17 protein-coding genes and 1 pseudogene are annotated in these 16,483 nt (G+C 75.5%); 8 read left to right on the forward strand and 10 right to left on the reverse strand.

The genetic code is table 11. The features are described 5' to 3' along the window. Positions 1–15: 15 nt before the first annotated feature. Positions 16–258: a hypothetical protein gene (locus ACGFNF_RS20010; RefSeq protein ID WP_366642457.1), complete on the forward strand. Its 243-nt coding sequence runs from the start codon at positions 16–18 to the stop codon at positions 256–258. Between the two features lie 48 nt (positions 259–306). On the opposite strand, the gene ACGFNF_RS20015 is transcribed toward ACGFNF_RS20010, so the two are convergent. The 3 genes from ACGFNF_RS20015 to ACGFNF_RS20025 are packed head-to-tail and all read right to left on the reverse strand — an operon-like array spanning position 307 to position 3,393. Further along, positions 307–657 (reverse strand): DUF3140 domain-containing protein, encoded by a 351-nt coding sequence (locus ACGFNF_RS20015; protein ID WP_132237915.1) that lies wholly within the window; start codon positions 655–657, stop codon positions 307–309. Next, positions 657–824, reverse strand: a complete 168-nt coding sequence (locus ACGFNF_RS20020; RefSeq protein WP_165947855.1) for a hypothetical protein — start codon at positions 822–824, stop codon at positions 657–659. Before ACGFNF_RS20020 ends, ACGFNF_RS20015 begins: the two co-directional genes overlap by 1 nt. 13 nt (positions 825–837) lie before the next feature. After that, a complete protein-coding gene (locus tag ACGFNF_RS20025) occupies positions 838–3,393 on the reverse strand; it encodes an ATP-dependent Clp protease ATP-binding subunit (protein WP_393169704.1) in 2,556 nt (851 codons plus the stop codon). A 176-nt stretch (positions 3,394–3,569) separates the two neighbouring features. On the opposite strand from ACGFNF_RS20025, the gene ACGFNF_RS20030 reads away from it, so the two are divergent. The 6 genes and pseudogenes from ACGFNF_RS20030 (at position 3,570) to ACGFNF_RS20055 (ending at position 9,509) form a co-directional block, all read left to right on the forward strand. Further along, on the forward strand, positions 3,570–3,968 hold the full coding sequence (locus tag ACGFNF_RS20030) for a hypothetical protein (protein WP_393169706.1): 399 nt from the start codon (positions 3,570–3,572) through the stop codon (positions 3,966–3,968). A 133-nt stretch (positions 3,969–4,101) separates the two neighbouring features. Continuing rightward, positions 4,102–4,362: a hypothetical protein gene (locus ACGFNF_RS20035; protein WP_089000636.1), complete on the forward strand. Its 261-nt coding sequence runs from the start codon at positions 4,102–4,104 to the stop codon at positions 4,360–4,362. Between the two features lie 9 nt (positions 4,363–4,371). Beyond that, a pseudogene (locus tag ACGFNF_RS20040) lies at positions 4,372–5,465 on the forward strand (hypothetical protein); the annotation flags it as partial. Between the two features lie 233 nt (positions 5,466–5,698). Further along, positions 5,699–8,371 (forward strand): FtsK/SpoIIIE domain-containing protein, encoded by a 2,673-nt coding sequence (locus ACGFNF_RS20045; protein ID WP_393169708.1) that lies wholly within the window; start codon positions 5,699–5,701, stop codon positions 8,369–8,371. Continuing rightward, positions 8,368–9,033, forward strand: coding sequence for a hypothetical protein (locus ACGFNF_RS20050; protein WP_393169710.1), 666 nt, complete (start codon positions 8,368–8,370; stop codon positions 9,031–9,033). Before ACGFNF_RS20045 ends, ACGFNF_RS20050 begins: the two co-directional genes overlap by 4 nt. 119 nt (positions 9,034–9,152) lie before the next feature. Next, entirely contained in the window at positions 9,153–9,509 is a 357-nt protein-coding gene (locus tag ACGFNF_RS20055; RefSeq protein WP_393169712.1) for a YciI family protein, read from the forward strand. Positions 9,510–9,659: 150 nt separating this feature from the next. Here ACGFNF_RS20055 and ACGFNF_RS20060 read toward each other — a convergent pair whose 3' ends face one another. Then, complete coding sequence (locus tag ACGFNF_RS20060; protein ID WP_357577476.1) at positions 9,660–10,928, reverse strand: JmjC domain-containing protein; 1,269 nt, start codon at positions 10,926–10,928, stop codon at positions 9,660–9,662. 9 nt (positions 10,929–10,937) lie between these two features. Beyond that, the gene (locus ACGFNF_RS20065) at positions 10,938–11,225 is read right to left on the reverse strand and encodes a hypothetical protein (RefSeq protein ID WP_151454313.1); all 288 of its coding nucleotides are present in this window, start codon (positions 11,223–11,225) and stop codon (positions 10,938–10,940) included. A gap of 223 nt (positions 11,226–11,448) precedes the next feature. Between ACGFNF_RS20065 and ACGFNF_RS20070 the strand changes: the two genes are divergently transcribed. Then, positions 11,449–12,228, forward strand: coding sequence for a PIG-L deacetylase family protein (locus ACGFNF_RS20070; protein ID WP_393169715.1), 780 nt, complete (start codon positions 11,449–11,451; stop codon positions 12,226–12,228). A 127-nt stretch (positions 12,229–12,355) separates the two neighbouring features. Here the strand turns inward: ACGFNF_RS20070 and ACGFNF_RS20075 are convergent, their stop codons facing one another. From ACGFNF_RS20075 to ACGFNF_RS20095, 5 genes are all read right to left on the reverse strand, one after another. Beyond that, positions 12,356–12,784: a DUF2267 domain-containing protein gene (locus ACGFNF_RS20075; RefSeq protein ID WP_357577473.1), complete on the reverse strand. Its 429-nt coding sequence runs from the start codon at positions 12,782–12,784 to the stop codon at positions 12,356–12,358. Positions 12,785–13,085: 301 nt separating this feature from the next. Continuing rightward, on the reverse strand, positions 13,086–13,958 hold the full coding sequence (locus ACGFNF_RS20080) for a DUF72 domain-containing protein (RefSeq protein ID WP_393169717.1): 873 nt from the start codon (positions 13,956–13,958) through the stop codon (positions 13,086–13,088). Between the two features lie 48 nt (positions 13,959–14,006). Next, positions 14,007–14,405 (reverse strand): TraR/DksA C4-type zinc finger protein, encoded by a 399-nt coding sequence (locus tag ACGFNF_RS20085; RefSeq protein ID WP_089000644.1) that lies wholly within the window; start codon positions 14,403–14,405, stop codon positions 14,007–14,009. 160 nt (positions 14,406–14,565) lie between these two features. Then, positions 14,566–15,204, reverse strand: a complete 639-nt coding sequence (locus tag ACGFNF_RS20090) for a uridine kinase (protein WP_357577471.1) — start codon at positions 15,202–15,204, stop codon at positions 14,566–14,568. Between the two features lie 200 nt (positions 15,205–15,404). Then, on the reverse strand, positions 15,405–16,007 hold the full coding sequence (locus ACGFNF_RS20095) for a winged helix-turn-helix domain-containing protein (protein WP_132237941.1): 603 nt from the start codon (positions 16,005–16,007) through the stop codon (positions 15,405–15,407). Between the last annotated feature and the right edge of the window lie 476 nt (positions 16,008–16,483).

The raw sequence follows: 16,483 nt of genomic DNA on the forward strand, positions 1-16,483 counted from the left end.
GGGTATCAGGCGGACATGACCGATGCCAACCCCGCCGCCGACGACCGGGAGATCCTCCGGCAGGCCGCCGCCACGCACACCGCCGCCGCCCGCGACGTGGAGGCGTTCCTGCGTCGCCTGCCCGAGGTGCCCGACCCGGCGGACGTCACGGAGTACGCCAACCTGCTGACCCGCGAGGAGCGGGCGCGCGCCGACCGCGAGGCGGCGGCCGACGCCGCGGGCCTGACGATCGGCAGCCTGGAGAGCGACCACGGTTGACCACGGCGGGCGGCGCCCGGTCCTCCCGGGCGCCGCCCTACCGCCGGCTCAGCGTTCGACGAGGACGTCGTGGCCCAGGTCGAGCAGGGCGTGCCGCCACTCGTCGTCGGCGTTGCCGCGGGGCGGCTTCTCGTCCAGCAGGGACTGGATCTCGTCGATCGCGTCCCGCATCACCCGGATGTCCTCCGGCGTGAGGTCCACCTTGCGTTTGGCCAGCACCCGCAGGATCCGCCGGCCCATCCCGGGCAGGTCGAGGTCCGGGTCGGGCCCGAACGACTCCTCCCCGGAGCCGCGGGTGAGCAACCACTGCCGCAACTGCTCCGACGGGACGTTCACCTGGGCGTGGAAGTCGTCCCAGAGCACCTCCACCTCGGGTTCGAGCCGCTGCTCGCGTACCATCAGCCCTCCTCTCGACGGCGGCGGTCGGACTCCGCCGGCTCCGGGTCGTCGCCCTGCTGGCCCACGCCCTCCGGCGGCATCCGCACCCGGGCGGGGTTGGCGGTCGGCGGGGCCACGATCGGATCGGTGCGCTCGCTCTCGTCCCGGGTCTCCTCGGGTTCGCTCATGTCCGCCCTCCGGTCATCGGGGATGGGACGTCGTGGCCGGGGTGTAGCCGCGCTCGCCGGCCGTCACGTCGAAGGCGAGTCGCCCGTCGCGGGCGTCCACGGTGATCTTCTGGCCGGGTGAGACCGCCGACTCCAGCAGCATCCGGGACAGCTGGTTGTCCACCTCCCGCTGGATGACCCGGCGCAACGGCCGGGCGCCGAACTCCGGCTGGTAGCCGTGCTCGGCGATCCAGTCGACGCCCGCGGTGGTGAAGTGGACCTGGATGTCCTGCGCGTGCAGGCGGCGGCGGGTCTCCTCCAGCAGCAGGCCGGTGATCTGGCGCAGCTGCTCGGCCTCCAGCCGACGGAAGATGATCACCTCGTCGATGCGGTTGAGGAACTCCGGCCGGAAGTTCTCCTGGAGCCGGCGCATCAGCCGCTCACGCAGCTCGTCGCGCTCCTGCTCGCCGCCCTCGGCGCCGGTGCCGAACCCGACGGCGCGCTGGGCGCCGGTGATCAGTTCCGAGCCGAGGTTGCTCGTCATGATCAGTACGGTGTTCTTGAAGTTGACCGTACGGCCCTGGCTGTCGGTGAGCCGCCCGTCGTCGAGCACCTGGAGCAGGATGTTGAAGACGTCGGCGTGTGCCTTCTCGATCTCGTCGAGCAGCACCACCGCGTACGGGCGGCGGCGGACCGCCTCGGTGAGCTGGCCGGCCTCCTCGTAGCCGACGTACCCGGGCGGGGCGCCGACGAGCCGGCTGACCGTGTGCCGCTCCTGGAACTCGCTCATGTCCACCCGGACCATCCGGTCGGCCTCGCCGAACAGCGCCTCCGCGAGGGCGCGGGCCAGCTCGGTCTTGCCGACGCCGGTGGGCCCGAGGAAGAGGAAGCTGCCCATCGGGCGGTCCGGGTCGGCCAGCCCGGCACGCGAGCGACGGACCGCCTCGGCGACCGCGGTGACCGCGTCCTCCTGGCCGACCACCTTCTCGTGCAGGTGGCCCTCCAGGCGCAGCAGCCGGTCGCGTTCCTCCTCGGTGAGCTGGCTGATCGGAATGCCGGTGGCGCGGGAGACCACCTCCGCGATCTCCTGCGGCCCGACGGCCGGCACCTGCGACGGGCCGCCCTCGTCGCCCCGGGCCCGACGGATCTGCTCCTCCAGCTCGGCGAGCTGGTCGCGCAACGCGGACGCCTTCTCGTACTGCTCGTCGGCGACGGCCTGCTCCTTGTCCCGGCGTACCTCCTCGAGCTGTGTCTCCAGCTCCCGCACGTCGGACGCCGGGGTGCGGGTGCGCAGCCGGACCCGGGCGCCGGCCTGGTCGATCAGGTCGATCGCCTTGTCCGGCAGGAACCGGTCGGTCACGTACCGGTCGGACAGCTCGGCCGCGGCGACCAGCGCCTCGTCGGTGAACCGCACCTGGTGGTGGGCCTCGTAGCGGTCGCGCAGCCCGCGCAGGATCGCCACGGTGTCGTCGACGGTGGGCTCCGGCACGAACACCGGCTGGAAGCGGCGGGCCAGCGCCGCGTCCTTCTCGATGCTCTTGCGGTACTCGTCCAGCGTGGTCGCGCCGATCACCCGCAGTTCGCCCCGGGCCAGCGCCGGCTTGAGCATGTTCGAGGCGTCCATGCCGCCCTCGCTGCCCGCCCCGCCCGCGCCGACCAGGGTGTGGATCTCGTCCAGGAAGACGATCAGCTCGTCGCGGTGCGCCCGGATCTCGTCGATGACCTTCTTCAGCCGCTCCTCGAAGTCGCCCCGGTAGCGGGTTCCCGCCACCAGGCCGGCCAGGTCGAGCTGGATCACCCGCTTGCCGAGCAGCGTCTGCGGCACGTCGCCGTCGCAGATCCGCTCCGCCAGGCCCTCCACGATCGCGGTCTTGCCGACGCCGGCCTCGCCGATCAGCACCGGGTTGTTCTTCGTCCGCCGGGACAGGATCTCGACGGCCTGCTCGATCTCGTCGGCCCGGCCGATCACCGGGTCGATCTGGTCGTTGCGGGCCAGGTCGGTCAGGTCCTGGCCGTACTGGTCGAGGGTGGGGGTGCCGCGGTCGGGCTTCGGCCCGGTCATCGGCCCGCGCTCGGCGCTGGCCGCCTGCAACGACTCGGGCTGGATCCGACCGGCGGCGAGCATCCGGCCGGCCGGGGACTCCGGGTTCAGCGGCAGCGCCATCAGGATGTGCTCGGGGCCGATGTAGTTGGCGCCCATCGCCCGGGACAGCTGGTGGGCGTCGAGCAGCGCCCGCTTGGCCGCGGGGGTGAGCGACAGGTTGGGCGGCACCTCGCCCTTGGGTGCGCCGTCGCCGCGCCCACCGAGCGCGTTGAGCAGCGTGTCCGGGTCGGCGCCGGCGCGCCGGACGAGGTCGCGCAGCGGTTCGCGTTGCAGCGCGGCCCAGAGCAGATGGTCCGTGTCGAGGTCGGTGCTCTTGCGTTGGGCGGCCCGGCGGGCCGCGTCGGCCAGCATCTCCCTGGCGTCGGCGGTCATCAGCCGGGTGATGTCGACCCGGTGCGCGGGTCGGCGCCCACCCTCGCCCCGGCCGAAGTACCGGGCCAGGAACTCGTCCCAGGGGTCGGAGCCGAAGTCACCGGGTCCCATCATGTCTGTCCTCCGCAGTCGGGCGCGACGGTCGCCAGGGGCTACCCGGCGGTCCGCCCGACAAACGCCACCACCGCGCCGCGCCCCGTCACGAAGGCCCCCGGGCGAGGTGTGAGGACGGGCCCCTTGTCAACGGGTCCCTTCCTTGCACCTCAGGCCGGGGGTGGGAGGCTGGCGGGATGGAGCCGACGATGCCGCTGCTGATCGTGGACGCCGCCAACGTGGTGGGGTCCCGCCCGGACGGTTGGTGGCGGGACCGCGCGGGCGCGACCGCCCGGCTACGCGACTCGCTGGCCCCGGTGGCCGCCGCCGGGCTGCCCCCGCAGCTGCCGCCCCCGGTGGAGGTGGTGCTGGTGGTGGAGGGCCGGGCGCGGGACGTGCCGGGCACTGCCGAGGTCCGGGTGGTGGCCGCGCCCGGGTCCGGCGACGACGCCGTCGTCGACCTGGTCGCCGCCGCGCCGCGGCGCCGGCGGCTGGTCGTCACCGCCGACCGTGAGCTGCGGGGACGCGTCGTCGCGCAGGGCGCGGAGGTGTACGGGCCGCGCTGGCTGCGGGACCGGCCGGCCCCGCCCGGGTAGTCCCGTCAATCGGACTAGCGGCGCTTCCGGTCGACAACCGGTCAGCGGGGCAGGAACACTGACAGGGCGGATGTTCTCTCACCGTGAGGGATAGGCTCTAATGGAGGCCTCCCCGCCCCCAGGAGGTTTCGCCGTGGCGAGCGTCGCCGAGCTCAAGGCAGCCATCGATGTCGCGCTCCAACAGATCGGCGACGGCCAGAGCGCCGTGCAGGCGGCCGGGGAGAAGCTGGCCGAGGCGCAGCAGACCCTGGCCGGCGCGCTGGAGGGCAGCGGGCACGAGACCGTCGAGGCGGCCCAGTCCTCGCTGACCCAGGCCAGCCAGGAGCTGGAGGAGTGCCTCGCCGCGACACTCGTCGCCGTCGAGCAGGCGCAACTCTACGTCGCGACGCTCTGAGGCTCGGCCGTGTCCATCGTCGAGGACGTCGGCGCGCAGGTCCGCGCCGCCGCCGATGACCTGCCGCTCGCGCAGCTGGCCCTGGCGCTCGAGAAGTTCGGGCTGGCCGCCGAGCGGCTGCGCTGGGTCCGCCAGGAGTCGGCCGACCCGATGGGGGTGCCGGAGCTCTCCGCCGCCACCGAGCACGCCGAGACCGCCGGCTACGCGCTGCGCGTCGCGCAGGAGCAGCTCTCGGCGTACCTCGCCGCGATCGGGCTGGCCGGCGACGGCTCCCCCGCCCTCAGGCCGCAGGAGCAGCGGCGCCGGCCCGCGCACGACGCGCCGCGTGAGGCGGCCCCCGAGGGCCCGGCGCCGGAGCCGGCCGCCGACGCGACGCCCCGCCGCTGGTGGGCGGTACGGGTGGCCGAGCTGACGGGCGGCCGGGAGGGTGCGCCCGAGCAGCCCGACGAGAAGGTCGACGACGCCCGGGAGCTGCTGCGCCGGGTCGTCGGCGGGGTCCGCGCCGGCGACCGCGACCGGCTGCACACCGAGCTGCGTCGCGCGCACGCCGACGTCGGCCTCGGCCTCGCGGCGGTCGCCCCGCCGCTGCTGCGCGAGCTGGCCGGTGAGCTGCTCGGGCACCCGCCGCGCGCCGAGGACCTCGGACGGCTGCACCGCGAGTTGGACGGCCGGGTGCGGGACCTGCTGCCCGGCCTGCCCCCCGCGGTGCTGGACACGCTGCTGACCCGGATCTGCCGGATGCCCCCGCCCCGGCGCGGCGAGGCGGAGCAGCCGCACGCCGCCGACCCGGCCGTCACCGCGGGGGTGCTCACCGGGGTGCTGCTGGCCCGACTCGGCCGGGACCTGCCCACCGACGACGAGCGGGCCCGGCAGGCCGAGACGGCCCGGGAGCGACGCGCCGCCGCCGAGCGGGACCGGCAGGCGGAGACGGCCCGCGACCGGGCCGACGACGCCGAGTGGCAGCGACGCGCCGCCGCCGCGAAGGGCCGGGTGGCCGCCGCGCGGGAGCGGGTCGCGGCGGCCCGGGAGCGGGCGGAGGCGGCACACGACCAGGCGAGCGCGGCCCGGGAGCGGGCGGAGGCGGCACACGACCAGGCGAGCGCGGCCCGGGAGCGGGCGGCGACCGCCGGCCAGGCCGCCCCGAAGCCGGACCGGGCGACGACACAAGGCCAGCCCGACCCGACGGCCGACCGGCCGGCGACGCACAGCCAGCCCGGCCCGACACCGGACCGGGCCGCCGCGCGACGGCCCGGATCGGCCGGCCGCGTCTGGTCGAGCCCGCCCGCGGGCCGGCCGGCGTCGGGCGGCACCCCGGGCTCGCGCGGGCGGGGCGTCGATGGCTGACCGGCGGAGCCAGCTGGTCACCCGGGTCAGGGGCATGCTGGGCGAGGCCCTCGGCGCCACCCGGACCCGGCTGTCCAGCGCGCAGGGCGAGCTGACCACGGCCCGGGAGCGGCTGGCGAAGGTCCGGCGGGCCGCGTCGGTCGTACCGGAGCGGGTGGGCGCGCAGCGCGACCGGCGGCTGGCCGAGATCGACGATCGGCACGCCGCGCGGATCGCGGAGCTGGCCCGGCGGGCGGCCGACGCGGCGCAGCGGGAGGCCCCCGGGGCGGCCTCCGCGGACTGGACGCGGTGGCGCCCGACCCCGACCCGGCGGGCCGAACCGCCGGGCGCGCTGCGCATCGGCACGGTACGCATCCCCGGCGCCGAACCGGTGCCGGCGCTGGTGCCGCTGCTCGACGCCGGTCACGTCGAGCTGACCGGGGACGACCGGGAGGGCTGCGACGCGGTGGTGTCGGCGCTGCTGCTGCGCGGCGTCGGGCGCGCCGATCCGGGCGCCGTACGGCTGGTCGGCTACGACCCCGAGCACCTGGGCGGCGGCCTGGCCGGTTTCGCCCCCCTCGGCACGGCCGGGCTGCTCACCTTCGTCGGCCCGGGCGGGCTGGCCCGGCTCCTCGACGACCTGGTGGAGCAGATCCGCCGGATCAACGAGACGGTGCTGGCCGGGGAGTACGTCTCGCTGCGCGAGCTGGCCGCCGCCACCGGTCGCCGGCCCGAGCCGTGGCGGGTGGCGGTGCTGCTGGGCGGGGACGAGCTGTCGCGGCACGAACGCGGCCAACTCGACCGGGTGGTCCGCACCGGGGCGGCCTGCGGCGTGCACCTGGTGGTGCGGGGCGTGTCGCTGCCCGAGGATCCCACCGTGACCCGGGTGGGCGCGTACGCCGACGGCGCCCGGATCGGCGGGCCGAACGGCCTGCCCGTACGCCTCGATCCGCCGCCCCCGCCGGTCCTGGTCACCGAGACCTGCCGGGAGGTGGCGGCGCGGGTCAACGCCGGCCCCGCCCCGACCCCGTTCACCGACCTGCTGCCGCCGGTGGAGCAGATGTGGCGGGAGGACTCCGCCACCGGGCTGACCGCCCCGATCGGCGAGGGCCCGCACGGCCGGCCGGTGCTGCTCACCCTGGGCGACTACCCGCCGCACGCGTTGATCGGCGGCCCGTCCGGTACCGGCAAGACGAACCTGATCTTCGCCTGGATCGGCGCGCTGGCGGCCCGCTACTCCCCCGCCGAGCTGGAGTTCTACCTGCTGGACTTCAAGGAGGGGGTCTCCTTCGCCCGGTTCGCCAAGGGCCGGCGGGACCCGAGCTGGCTGCCGCACATGCGGCTCGTCGGGATCAACGTCAACACCGACCGGGAGTTCGGCCTGGCGTTGCTGCGCTTCCTCGCCGAGGAGCTGCGGCGGCGGGCCGACGCCGCGAAGAAGCACGAGGTCACCAAGCTCGCCGAGCTGCGCGCGGTCGACCCCACGGGGCACTGGCCGCGGATCGTCGCGGTGGTCGACGAGTTCCAGATGCTGCTGGCCGGGCGGGACGTGGTCGCCCGGGAGGCCGCCGACCTGCTGGAGGACCTGGCCCGGCGCGGCCGGTCCCAGGGCATCCACCTGGTGCTCGCCTCGCAGGACGTACGCGGCATCGAGGCGCTGTGGGGCCGGCCGGCCCTGGTCGCGCAGTTCACGTTGCGCATCGCGCTGCCGAAGGCGCTGCGGATCCTCGCCGAGCGCAACGACGCCGCCCAGTCCCTGCCGCGCCACCACGCGGTGGTCAACGCGGAGTCCGGCATGGCGGAGGGCAACCAGGTGGCCCGGATCCCGTCGGCCAGCGACTGGGAGACGTGGAGCGAGTTGCAGCACCGGCTGTGGCGGATGCGCCCCCAGGACGCCGCCCCGGCCCGGCTCTTCGACGGCGACGCGATCCCCCGCCTCGCCGACGCGCCGGACTTCCGGGCCCTGGCCGCGCCGGAGACGGGGCATCCGCGTACGCCGGTCGCGCTGCTCGGCGAGATCATCGACGTGCAGTCCCGCTCGGCGGCGTTGCGGCTGCCCCGGGCTCCGGGCCGCAACCTGGCGGTGCTCGGCACCCGGGTGGACGAGGCGTGCGCGGTGCTCGACGCGGCGGCCCGCTCCCTGGCCCGCCAGCACCGCCCCGGCACGGCCCGGTTCTCGATCGCCTGCCTCGACCCGGACGCCGACCCGGCCGCCCGGTCCCTCTACGAGGATCTCGCCGACGACGCCGCCTGGTACGACGAGGAGACGGTAGGCGAGCTGATGGCCGAGACCGCCGAGGGGCTCGGTGCGCCGGGCGTGCCGCACTACCTGCTGCTGTTCGCCGTCGACGCGGCGTCCGGGGCGTTGGCCACGCGGATCGGCCGGCGCACCGGGCTGGAGGAGCTGCGGCGGATCCTGCACGACGGGCCGGAGCGGCGCACCCACGTGCTGGCCTGGTGGCGGGGCGTCGCCCGGATGCGGGCCGACCTGGGCGGGCCGGCGGCCCGGACGGACCAGATCGGCGCCTGGGTGGCGTTGGACGCCCACGGCGGCGAGCTGGGTTCGTCGCTGTATCCGGGCACCGGTGGCCCGGACTGGTATCCCCGCCCCTGGCGGGGGCTGTTCTTCGATCGGGCGGTGCACCGCACCGGCCAGGTGATCATCCCCTACGGGCCGGCGCGATGAACGAGCCGGTGACCAGTGAGTCGTACGCGGCCCAGATCCGTCGGCTGGCCGAGCTGAGCACGCGGGTGCGCGTCCAGCGGGCCGAGGCGCACACCTGGCACGCCCAGCAGTGCGCGGCGGCCGAGCGGGCCGTCGCCGAGGCGGAGGCCGAGCTGCGGCGCGCGGAGCGGGAGCTGGTGGACGCGCGCGAGGAGCAGGAACGGGTCGACGCCGAGGTCGCCGACCTGTGGCAACTGCTGCGCGGCCGGCTCGGCGGCTCGGGACGCCGGGCGGGCGGGCCACCGGCGCCGGTACCCGGCGCGACGGGCGACCCGGCTCCGCTGCTGGCCGGCGTGCGGGACCTGCTCAACCGCACCCGCCAGCCGGGTGACCTGCCGGGCTCGGTCAACCCGCTGCTGGCGTTGTGCGGGGTGGCGGGCGCGGTGCTCGCGTACGCCCTCGGTGGCGCGGCCCGGGCGGCAGGCGAGCGGTACGGCGGCGAGCTCGGCGTCGGGCTGCCGGTGCTGGCCCTGGTGGTGACGCTACTGGGCCCGCTGGTCGGTCTGGTGCCGGCGAAGGTCCTCGCCGACCGTCGGCACGCCGTGCTCGGCCCCCGGCCGATGACCGTCGTGCTCGTCGCCGGGCTGGTGACCACGGTCGCGCTGCTCGTCGCCGGCCGCTGACCCACCGTTCCCCGATCAGCCGGAAGGTTGCCGCAGCGCGTCGTCGATCCGGCCGCCCGCCGTTCGTGTAGATGGAGGAGGCCGGGTCACGCCGGCCGTTCGACGAGAGGGAGTGTGCGATGCGGAACTTCGTGCTCAACGTGATCCAGCCCGACGGGGACGCCCCGCCCCCGCCGGAGTTCCTCCAGCCGATCATGCGGGACGTCGAGGCCGTCAACCAGGAGATGCGCCGCAGCGGTGTCTGGGTCTTCGGCGCCGGGCTGGAGCTGGCGCACACCGCCCGGGTGGTCCGGGTCCGCGACGACGAGACGCTCCTGACGGACGGCCCGTTCGCCGAGGGCAAGGAGCACGTCGGCGGGTTCACCGTGATCGCGGTGCCGGATCTCGACGCGGCGTTGGGCTGGGCGGAGAAGCTGTCCCGGGCGACCACCCTGCCGATCGAGGTCCGTCCGGCGGCCGCCATCGACCCTGCCTGAGCCGGATCTCCCTCGGCGCGTGCCGGAGCCGTGCGGGACGACTCGCGGTGGCGACCCGTGCCGCCGGACGACCCGCCCCCGCAGGCCGGGCCGTGCCGCAGGTGGCACGGCCCGGCCACTCGTACGGGCGCCACGCACCGCCCCGGCCGGTCAGGCGGGGACCAGCACCGCCTCGCGCAGGAGGCGGCGGGCCAGGGTGATCCGGTCGGCGTCGTCGTCCAGGCCCGGCAGGTCGCCGACCCGGACGGACCCGGCGCCGAGCAGGGCGTGCACGGCCGGCGCGCAGGACGCGGGCAGGGTGATCGTGCGGTCGAACAGCACCAGCGCGACCTTCTCGCCCCGTGGGGTGAGCCGCCAGCGCAGGCCGGGTCGGGGGGCGAGCCGGGTGTCGGCGTCCAGCGCCGCCAGCGCCGCGGCCTGGGCCAGGGGTCGGATGGGCGCGGGCCGGGCGGCCGGCCAGGCGCGCTGCCGCAGCCGGGCGGCGACGGCCGCCGGGTCGGCCCGCAGCAGCCAGTCCCGCAGCGCCTCCACCGTCTCGGTCAGCTCCGGCTCGATCGCGTCCGGATCGGCGACGTCGGTGCCGAACGGCAGCGTGGCGCGCAGCCGCGGGTCCTCGGCGGCGAGGGCGAGCAGCTCCTCGACCAGGGCGTAGCGGGTCAGCGCCCGGACGCCGACGGTCAGGTGCAGCGAGCTGGACTCCTGGGCCTGCGCGCTGTGCAGCCAGCCGCGCGGCAGGTAGAGCGCGTCACCGGGGGCGAGCACGACGTCCAGCGCGGCGGGCCCGTCGGCGGTGGCGGCGACCTCGTCGGCCCGGCCACCCCACGGCTGCTTCTCCAGCGGGTCCGGCAGCACCGGCGGGTGGATCCGCCAGTGCTTGCGGCCGTCGACCTGGAGGACGAAGACGTCGTGGGTGTCGTAGTGGGTGGCGAAACCCTGGCTGCCGGCGGGGGTCAGGTAGGCGTTTACCTGCAACGGCTGCCCGACGGCGGTGCCGAGTTCGCGGGTGAAGTCGGTCAGGGCCGGCCAGGTGCGGTGCAGACCCTGCAGGACGAGGGTGGCGCCGCCGGCGTACAGCTCCAGCACCCGCTCGTCGAGGACCTGGTCGGCGATCTCGGCGCCGGCACCGCCGCCGCCGGTGAAGCGGGCCGCCGGCACGAGCTGGCCGTCCTTGGCGATGCGCAGGAACGGCGTACGCAGGCCGCGGCGGCTGAGCAACTCGTCGGCGTCGGCGGGGCTGAGCAGGTCGGTGAAGCCGGCCCGGTTGGGCAGTTCGTCGGCGCGGGAGAGCAGCGGGGTGCGTCCCCAGTGGGCGGCGGCGAACTTCGCCGGCTCGACCGACACGCAGCGGGCGAGCGCGGCCGCGGCCTCGGACGGGACCGCCGGGCGGCCGTCGCCGCCCGGCGGGTCGATGTCGGTCACGGCGATCCGTCAGGCGCTGCCGTCGGCGCCGCCGTCGTGCTGGCCCGGCGTGGCACCGCCGTCGGCGGGACCCTCCGCGCTGCCGTCGGCGCCGCCGTCGTGCTGGCCCGGGGTCGCACCGCCGTCGGCGGGACCCTCCGCGCCCTGGTCGGCGCCCTGGTCGGCGCCACGCTCGGCACCGCGGTCGGCACCGCCGTCGGCACCACCGTCCTGCTGGCCCGGGGTCGCGCCGCCGTCGGCCGGGCCCTCGGGGCCGCCACCGCTGCTGGTCTGCATGTCGTCGTCGTTGAGTGCCATCGGTGCTCCCTAGGGATGTGCCGCCCCGCCGTTACGCCGGGGTCCGTCGTGCAGCGGGTGGTACCCCACACGCGATCTTCTCTAACCACACCGTAGACGTCCTTTCCGGTTCACACCGGCGGTTCGCCGTGCCCGGTCGGGGCCGCCAGCAGGCACGTCGCGGCGGACGCCGACGGCGCCGTAGTTCGCGCCGCCAGGCGCCGTCGGCGCCGACGGTGACAGGATGGTGCTGCCCGAGCAGGAGGTGGCGATGACCGAGCCGACCGGGCCGCGCCCGCTGGAACCGGTGACCGAGCAGTGGCAGCGCGCGCTGGCGATCGTGGCGCACCCCGACGACCTGGAGTTCGGCGCCGCCGCCGCGGTCGCCCGCTGGACGGCGCAGAACAGACAGGTCGTCTACTGCCTCGTCACCAGCGGCGAGGCCGGCATCGACGCGATGCCCCCGCCGCGGGCGAGGGAGGTCCGGGAGCGGGAGCAACGCGAGTCCGCCGCCCTGGTCGGGGTGGAGACCGTGGAGTTCCTCGGCCTGCCCGACGGCGTCCTGGAGTACGGCGTACCGCTGCGTCGCGCCCTGGCCGGGGTCGTCCGCCGGCACCGCCCCGAGATCGTGATCACCAACAACTTCCGGGACACCTGGGACGGTGCGTACGCCCTCAACCAGGCCGACCACATCGCGACCGGCCGGGCGGTGCTGGACGCCGTCCGCGACGCCGGCAACCGGTGGGTGTTCCCGGAGCAGCTCGCCGACGGGATCGAGCCGTGGAACGGGGTGCGCCAGGTCTGGGCCGCCTCCTCGCCCCTCGCCGCGCACGGGGTGGACGTCACCGACACCTTCGCGCGGGGCGTGGCCTCGCTGCGGGCGCACGACGCGTACCTGGGCGGGCTGGGCGACGGCAGCTTCGACCCCGAGGAGTTCCTCGAAGGGCTCTGCCGTCCCGTCGGCACCCGACTGGGCGTCCGTTACGGCACCGCCTTCGAGGTCTTCCACTTCGACCTCTGGTGAGGGACCGCGTGCCCGGATCTCCGCTGGACCGGGGCACGGGCGCGGTGACGCCGAGCGGGCCGGCGTGAAACGGCACGCGGCCCGCCCCACCGCTGGGTGGCGCGGACCGTCGCGCACGTGCGGCGGGTCAGGGAATGATCTTCGCCAGGTCCCGGGGCATCGTGGCCTTCACGTCCTCCCACTCGCCCTGGGTCACGTGGCGGCGCAAGGTGTCCAGCACCACCTGCACCACGCGCTCCGGGCCGCCCTCGGCGTCGTACGGGAAGCCCTGCCGGACCTCCAGCAGGAAGTCGTCCCGGTTGAGCTTGATCGGCACGTCCGACGGCTTCCAGCCGTCGAAGTAGATCCCGCGCACCAGCACCGGGAGCTGCGCGGCGAACTCCACGCTCTCCTGCACCGGCATCCGGTCGCGCAGCAGGTGCAGCACCGTGCGCAGCGCGCAGTAGGACTGGTTGCGTTGCTCCTTGGGCCAGCCGTAGGCCTGCTCGATGTCCTTGAGGATGATGTTGGTCTTGTCCATCGAGGACTCGAACGCGGAATGCAGCTGCTCAGCCATCTGTCCACCCCCGTACGTCGGTCTCCCACCGTCGGTCGTCGTCACGTCGCGGCGGCCCCACCGGGCCGCGCGGCTGCCGGGTCGGACCGACCCGGGCGGGGCGCGGCGCCCACCGGGCGTCGGGGGACGACCCGACGACGTGCAGCACGGGGCCGCGTCGTCGACCCGGGACCACCCGAACCGTCATCTCCACCCACCTCCGTGGTGTCGCCTGCCGCGGCCACGGTCGGCCGCACACACCGCCCATGCTGCGCGGCGTCGGGGTGAGCGGCCCTCACCCCGACGGGGTGAACCGCCCGGCTCAGTCCGCGTCGAGCAGTCCGGCGAGGGTCGCGGCGTTGGTCTGCGCGTAGTCCCGGTAGCAGTTGTTCATCAGGACGTGCGTCTCCCCGGCGGAGCCGGCCAGCTCGCGCAGCTTCGGCGCCCAGTCGCGCAGCTCCCGGTCGGCGTAGCGGTAGCCGAACTTCTCGTGGATGTCCTTGCTGGTCCACTTGTCGCTGTGCCCGTGGAAGCGGACCACCGCGAGGTCCGCGGTGGCGGCCAGCACCGGGGGCACCGACGAGCGGTGCCCCTGCGGCATGTCCACGCAGACGTACGCCAGCCGGTGCTCGCGCAGGAAGGCGAGGGTCTCGTCGGCGTTGTCACCGTCGAACCAGGAGGCGTGCCGGAACTCGTAGACCGGACGCAGCGGGGCGCAGCGCTTCGCCACCTCCAGCAGGTACTGCTTGTTGTCCCGCTTGATGGTGAACCAGGGTGGGAACTGGAACAGCAGCGCGCCGAGCTTGCCCGCCTCGACCAGCGGGTCCAGCGCGGCGAGGAAGCGCGTCCACACCTCCTCGTACGCCTGCGGCGGCAGGTCGTCCGGGTAGAGGTTCTTCTTCCCCGTGTCCGGCCGGAGGTCCTTGTAGAGCGCGCCGACCCGGGTCGGGTGCCCGGTGAGCAGGCTGAACGCCTTGACGTTGAAGGTGAAGCCGGCCGGGGTGCGCTCGGCCCACAGCCTCGCCGTCCGCTCGGCGGGTGGCGAGTAGTAGGTGGCGTCGACCTCGACCAGCGGGAACTGGCGGGCGTAGTACGCCAGCCGCTTCTCCGGGGTGTCGGCGGTCTGCGGGTACCAGCCGGAGTCCAACAAGGTCCGGTCGGTCCAGGAGGCGGTGCCGACCTTGATCTCACCCATCGGTCGACCTCGCCGCGGTCCGGACCGACCGGCAACCGCTGGCGGGGATCAGGCCGCCCGACGTTCCCGGTTCTGCTTGCACTGCACGCAGGTGGTGGCGGAGGGGAAGATCTCCAGCCGCTCGACGGGGATCGCCGAGGTGCAGCCCTCGCAAAAGCCGTAGGTGCCCTCCTCCAGCCGGGTGAGGGCGTGCTCGTACTGGGCGCGGCGGTCGAGGATGGTCCGCAGCAGGGACTGCGCGGTGTCCCGCTCCGCCGTCTTGGTGCCGCTGTCAGCCTGGTCGTCACCGGCGGTGTCACCCACCTCCACCAGCCGCAGCACCTGGCTCTGCAGCACCGCCTGCTCGTACTCCGCGGACAGCTCGTCGTAGCGGGCCTGCAGGGAGCGCCGGATCTGGTCGATCTCCGCCTGGGATCGGCCCGTACCGATCGTGTCGTGGACGAGCATCGCTGCCTGCCTTTCTGGCCTGGAAGATCCGCCGGGGCCCCGGGTAGGTGCGCCCGGCGCCGTGGTGGTCTGCGCGGGCGGATCACCCGCGCCTTGTGAGCCGAGCGAATACCCCGGCACGTCGACCGTCAAACCGACGACTTTTCGCCGTGTCACGGCGTCAGGACGACACCGGGGACTCCACCAGCGCCGGGTGCCGGGGATCGTCGGCGCGGACCACGACGTCGGCGAAGGAGGCCGGTGCGACCTCGTCGGCGTACCGGGCGAAGGCGGGCAGCGTCCACCGCTGCGCGGGGTCGGTGCGCCGGTCCAGGGCGGCCGGGGAGAGCACCAGGTGGACCGTGACGTCGAAGGGCAGGCTCCCGCCGAGCAGCAGTGCCCCGCTGACCAGCACGACTCCCCCGGGCGGCAGGTCGACGTACGCGGCGCGGCTGGCCCGGTCGGTGGTGGCGTCCCACAGCGAGGGCAGCACCCGTCCCGAGCCGCCGGGCCCCGCCGGGTCGAGCACCTCCCGGCGCAGCCCCGGCTCGTCGACCCAGCCCTCGTAGAACGCGTCGGGGTTGGTCCGGCCGAACTCGAGGCGCACCGACGCGGGGCGGAGGAAGTCGGCGGCGCGTACGTGCAGCGCGGGCCGGCCGAGCGCGCGCAGCGGGTCGACCAGCGCGGCGGCGAGTTCGTCCGGGCCGGCCGCCGGGGCGCCGTCGACGGCCACCCGCAGCCGGCCGGGGGCGTCGGTGCCGGCGAGGCGCTCGGTCAGCTCGGCGACGAGCAGCTCCGGGGAGATGGGTCGGATCCGCATCCGACCATGGTGCCCCGCCGGCCGCCCCGAACGGGACGCGGCGGCCGCTGCTCGCCCGGCCGGTGCCCGCGCGGCCGGAACGCGCGCGGTGGACGGCGCTCGCGCGGCCGGAACGCGCGCGGTGGACGATGCCCGCGCGGCCGGAACGCGCGCGGTGGACGATGCTCGCGCGGTGAGCGGTGCTCGTGCAGCCGGCGGTGTCAGCCGTTGCGGTCGATGGTGACGCGGGCGTCGTCGGCGAGCCGGTAGCCGACGCCGTAGACGGTGGTGACCAGCGGGACGTCGACGCCGACCTTGCCGCGCAGCCGGCGGACGTGCACGTCCACGGTGCGCACGCCGGCGTGCTCGTAGCCCCAGACCGCGTTGAGCAGCTGCAACCGGGTGAAGACCCGGCGGGGGTGGGCGACGAGGTGCAGCAGCAGGTCGAACTCCAGCCGGGTCAGGGGCAACGGCTCGCCGTCGCGCAGCACCGACCGGGACGAGGCGAGGATGTGCAGGGTCGGGATGGTGGCGGCGACCGGGCGCGACGGCGTGCGGCCGGCGGGCACCGGGTCGGGGCGGCGTTCGACGGTGGCGGTGATGATGGTGCCCTCGCCGCGTTCCAGCATTTCCCGGGCGGCCTCCAGCAGCCGTCGGGCGGGCGCGGTCAGCGACTCCTCGGATGCCAACGGGATGTTCAGGGTCACCGTGAGCATCGGTGCGGCGGTGTTGGCGGGACGACGCTGGCCCCCCGGGGGTCGTCCGGGAACAGCGGGCTGGGACGTATGCCATCCGGCGCGCGACGAGGCGGGGCTGACCGACATGGTCCTCCTTGGCTGGTCCGGGTATCTCCCCACGGCCCGGGACGCCGCTCCATCGATGCTTCCCGGCGCCCGGGCGAGGGTCAAGGGGCGGCTGCGTTGCATGAATGTGACAATTGACGAACGCATCGGAGCCGGATGCTCGCTCTGCGTACGAAGCCTGATGATTACAGCAGAGCCGCCGGGTTGACCCGATAGGGGGGTGCCCGCCCGGTTCACGGTGGTCGGCGGCGGTGCGCCGGGAATGGATGAGCGTGGATCGCGTCGGCCCTCCGGGGGTCCGTGGGCGCGCGACCGGGGTGCCGCGCGGCGTACCGGCGACGGGACACCGCGGCCCCGGACACGGCGACGGGGGGGGGCCCGGGGGGGGGCCCCCCCCCGGGGGGGGGGCCGCGGCGCCCGCGGGGGGGGGAGATACGGGGCCCCGGGGCGCGGGGGGTGCCCCCCCCCGAGAACGGGGGGCCCACCGGCCAGGCCGG

It is taken from the genome of Micromonospora sp. NPDC048868 (assembly GCF_043198195.1).
GTDB classification, from domain to species: domain Bacteria; phylum Actinomycetota; class Actinomycetes; order Mycobacteriales; family Micromonosporaceae; genus Micromonospora; species Micromonospora reichwaldensis.

What these genes read in the sequence shown, in the direction of transcription:
- ACGFNF_RS20010 (WP_366642457.1), top strand. Translation starts at nt 16, where the DNA reads ATGACCGATGCCAACCCCGCCGCCGACGACCGGGAGATCCTCCGGCAG.
- ACGFNF_RS20015 (WP_132237915.1), bottom strand. Translation starts at nt 657, where the DNA reads ATGGTACGCGAGCAGCGGCTCGAACCCGAGGTGGAGGTGCTCTGGGAC.
- ACGFNF_RS20020 (WP_165947855.1), bottom strand. Translation starts at nt 824, where the DNA reads ATGAGCGAACCCGAGGAGACCCGGGACGAGAGCGAGCGCACCGATCCG.
- ACGFNF_RS20025 (WP_393169704.1), bottom strand. Translation starts at nt 3,393, where the DNA reads ATGATGGGACCCGGTGACTTCGGCTCCGACCCCTGGGACGAGTTCCTG.
- ACGFNF_RS20030 (WP_393169706.1), top strand. Translation starts at nt 3,570, where the DNA reads ATGGAGCCGACGATGCCGCTGCTGATCGTGGACGCCGCCAACGTGGTG.
- ACGFNF_RS20045 (WP_393169708.1), top strand. Translation starts at nt 5,699, where the DNA reads ATGGCTGACCGGCGGAGCCAGCTGGTCACCCGGGTCAGGGGCATGCTG.
- ACGFNF_RS20050 (WP_393169710.1), top strand. Translation starts at nt 8,368, where the DNA reads ATGAACGAGCCGGTGACCAGTGAGTCGTACGCGGCCCAGATCCGTCGG.
- ACGFNF_RS20055 (WP_393169712.1), top strand. Translation starts at nt 9,153, where the DNA reads ATGCGGAACTTCGTGCTCAACGTGATCCAGCCCGACGGGGACGCCCCG.
- ACGFNF_RS20065 (WP_151454313.1), bottom strand. Translation starts at nt 11,225, where the DNA reads ATGGCACTCAACGACGACGACATGCAGACCAGCAGCGGTGGCGGCCCC.
- ACGFNF_RS20070 (WP_393169715.1), top strand. Translation starts at nt 11,449, where the DNA reads ATGGTGCTGCCCGAGCAGGAGGTGGCGATGACCGAGCCGACCGGGCCG.
- ACGFNF_RS20075 (WP_357577473.1), bottom strand. Translation starts at nt 12,784, where the DNA reads ATGGCTGAGCAGCTGCATTCCGCGTTCGAGTCCTCGATGGACAAGACC.
- ACGFNF_RS20080 (WP_393169717.1), bottom strand. Translation starts at nt 13,958, where the DNA reads ATGGGTGAGATCAAGGTCGGCACCGCCTCCTGGACCGACCGGACCTTG.
- ACGFNF_RS20085 (WP_089000644.1), bottom strand. Translation starts at nt 14,405, where the DNA reads ATGCTCGTCCACGACACGATCGGTACGGGCCGATCCCAGGCGGAGATC.
- ACGFNF_RS20090 (WP_357577471.1), bottom strand. Translation starts at nt 15,204, where the DNA reads ATGCGGATCCGACCCATCTCCCCGGAGCTGCTCGTCGCCGAGCTGACC.
- ACGFNF_RS20095 (WP_132237941.1), bottom strand. Translation starts at nt 16,007, where the DNA reads ATGTCGGTCAGCCCCGCCTCGTCGCGCGCCGGATGGCATACGTCCCAG.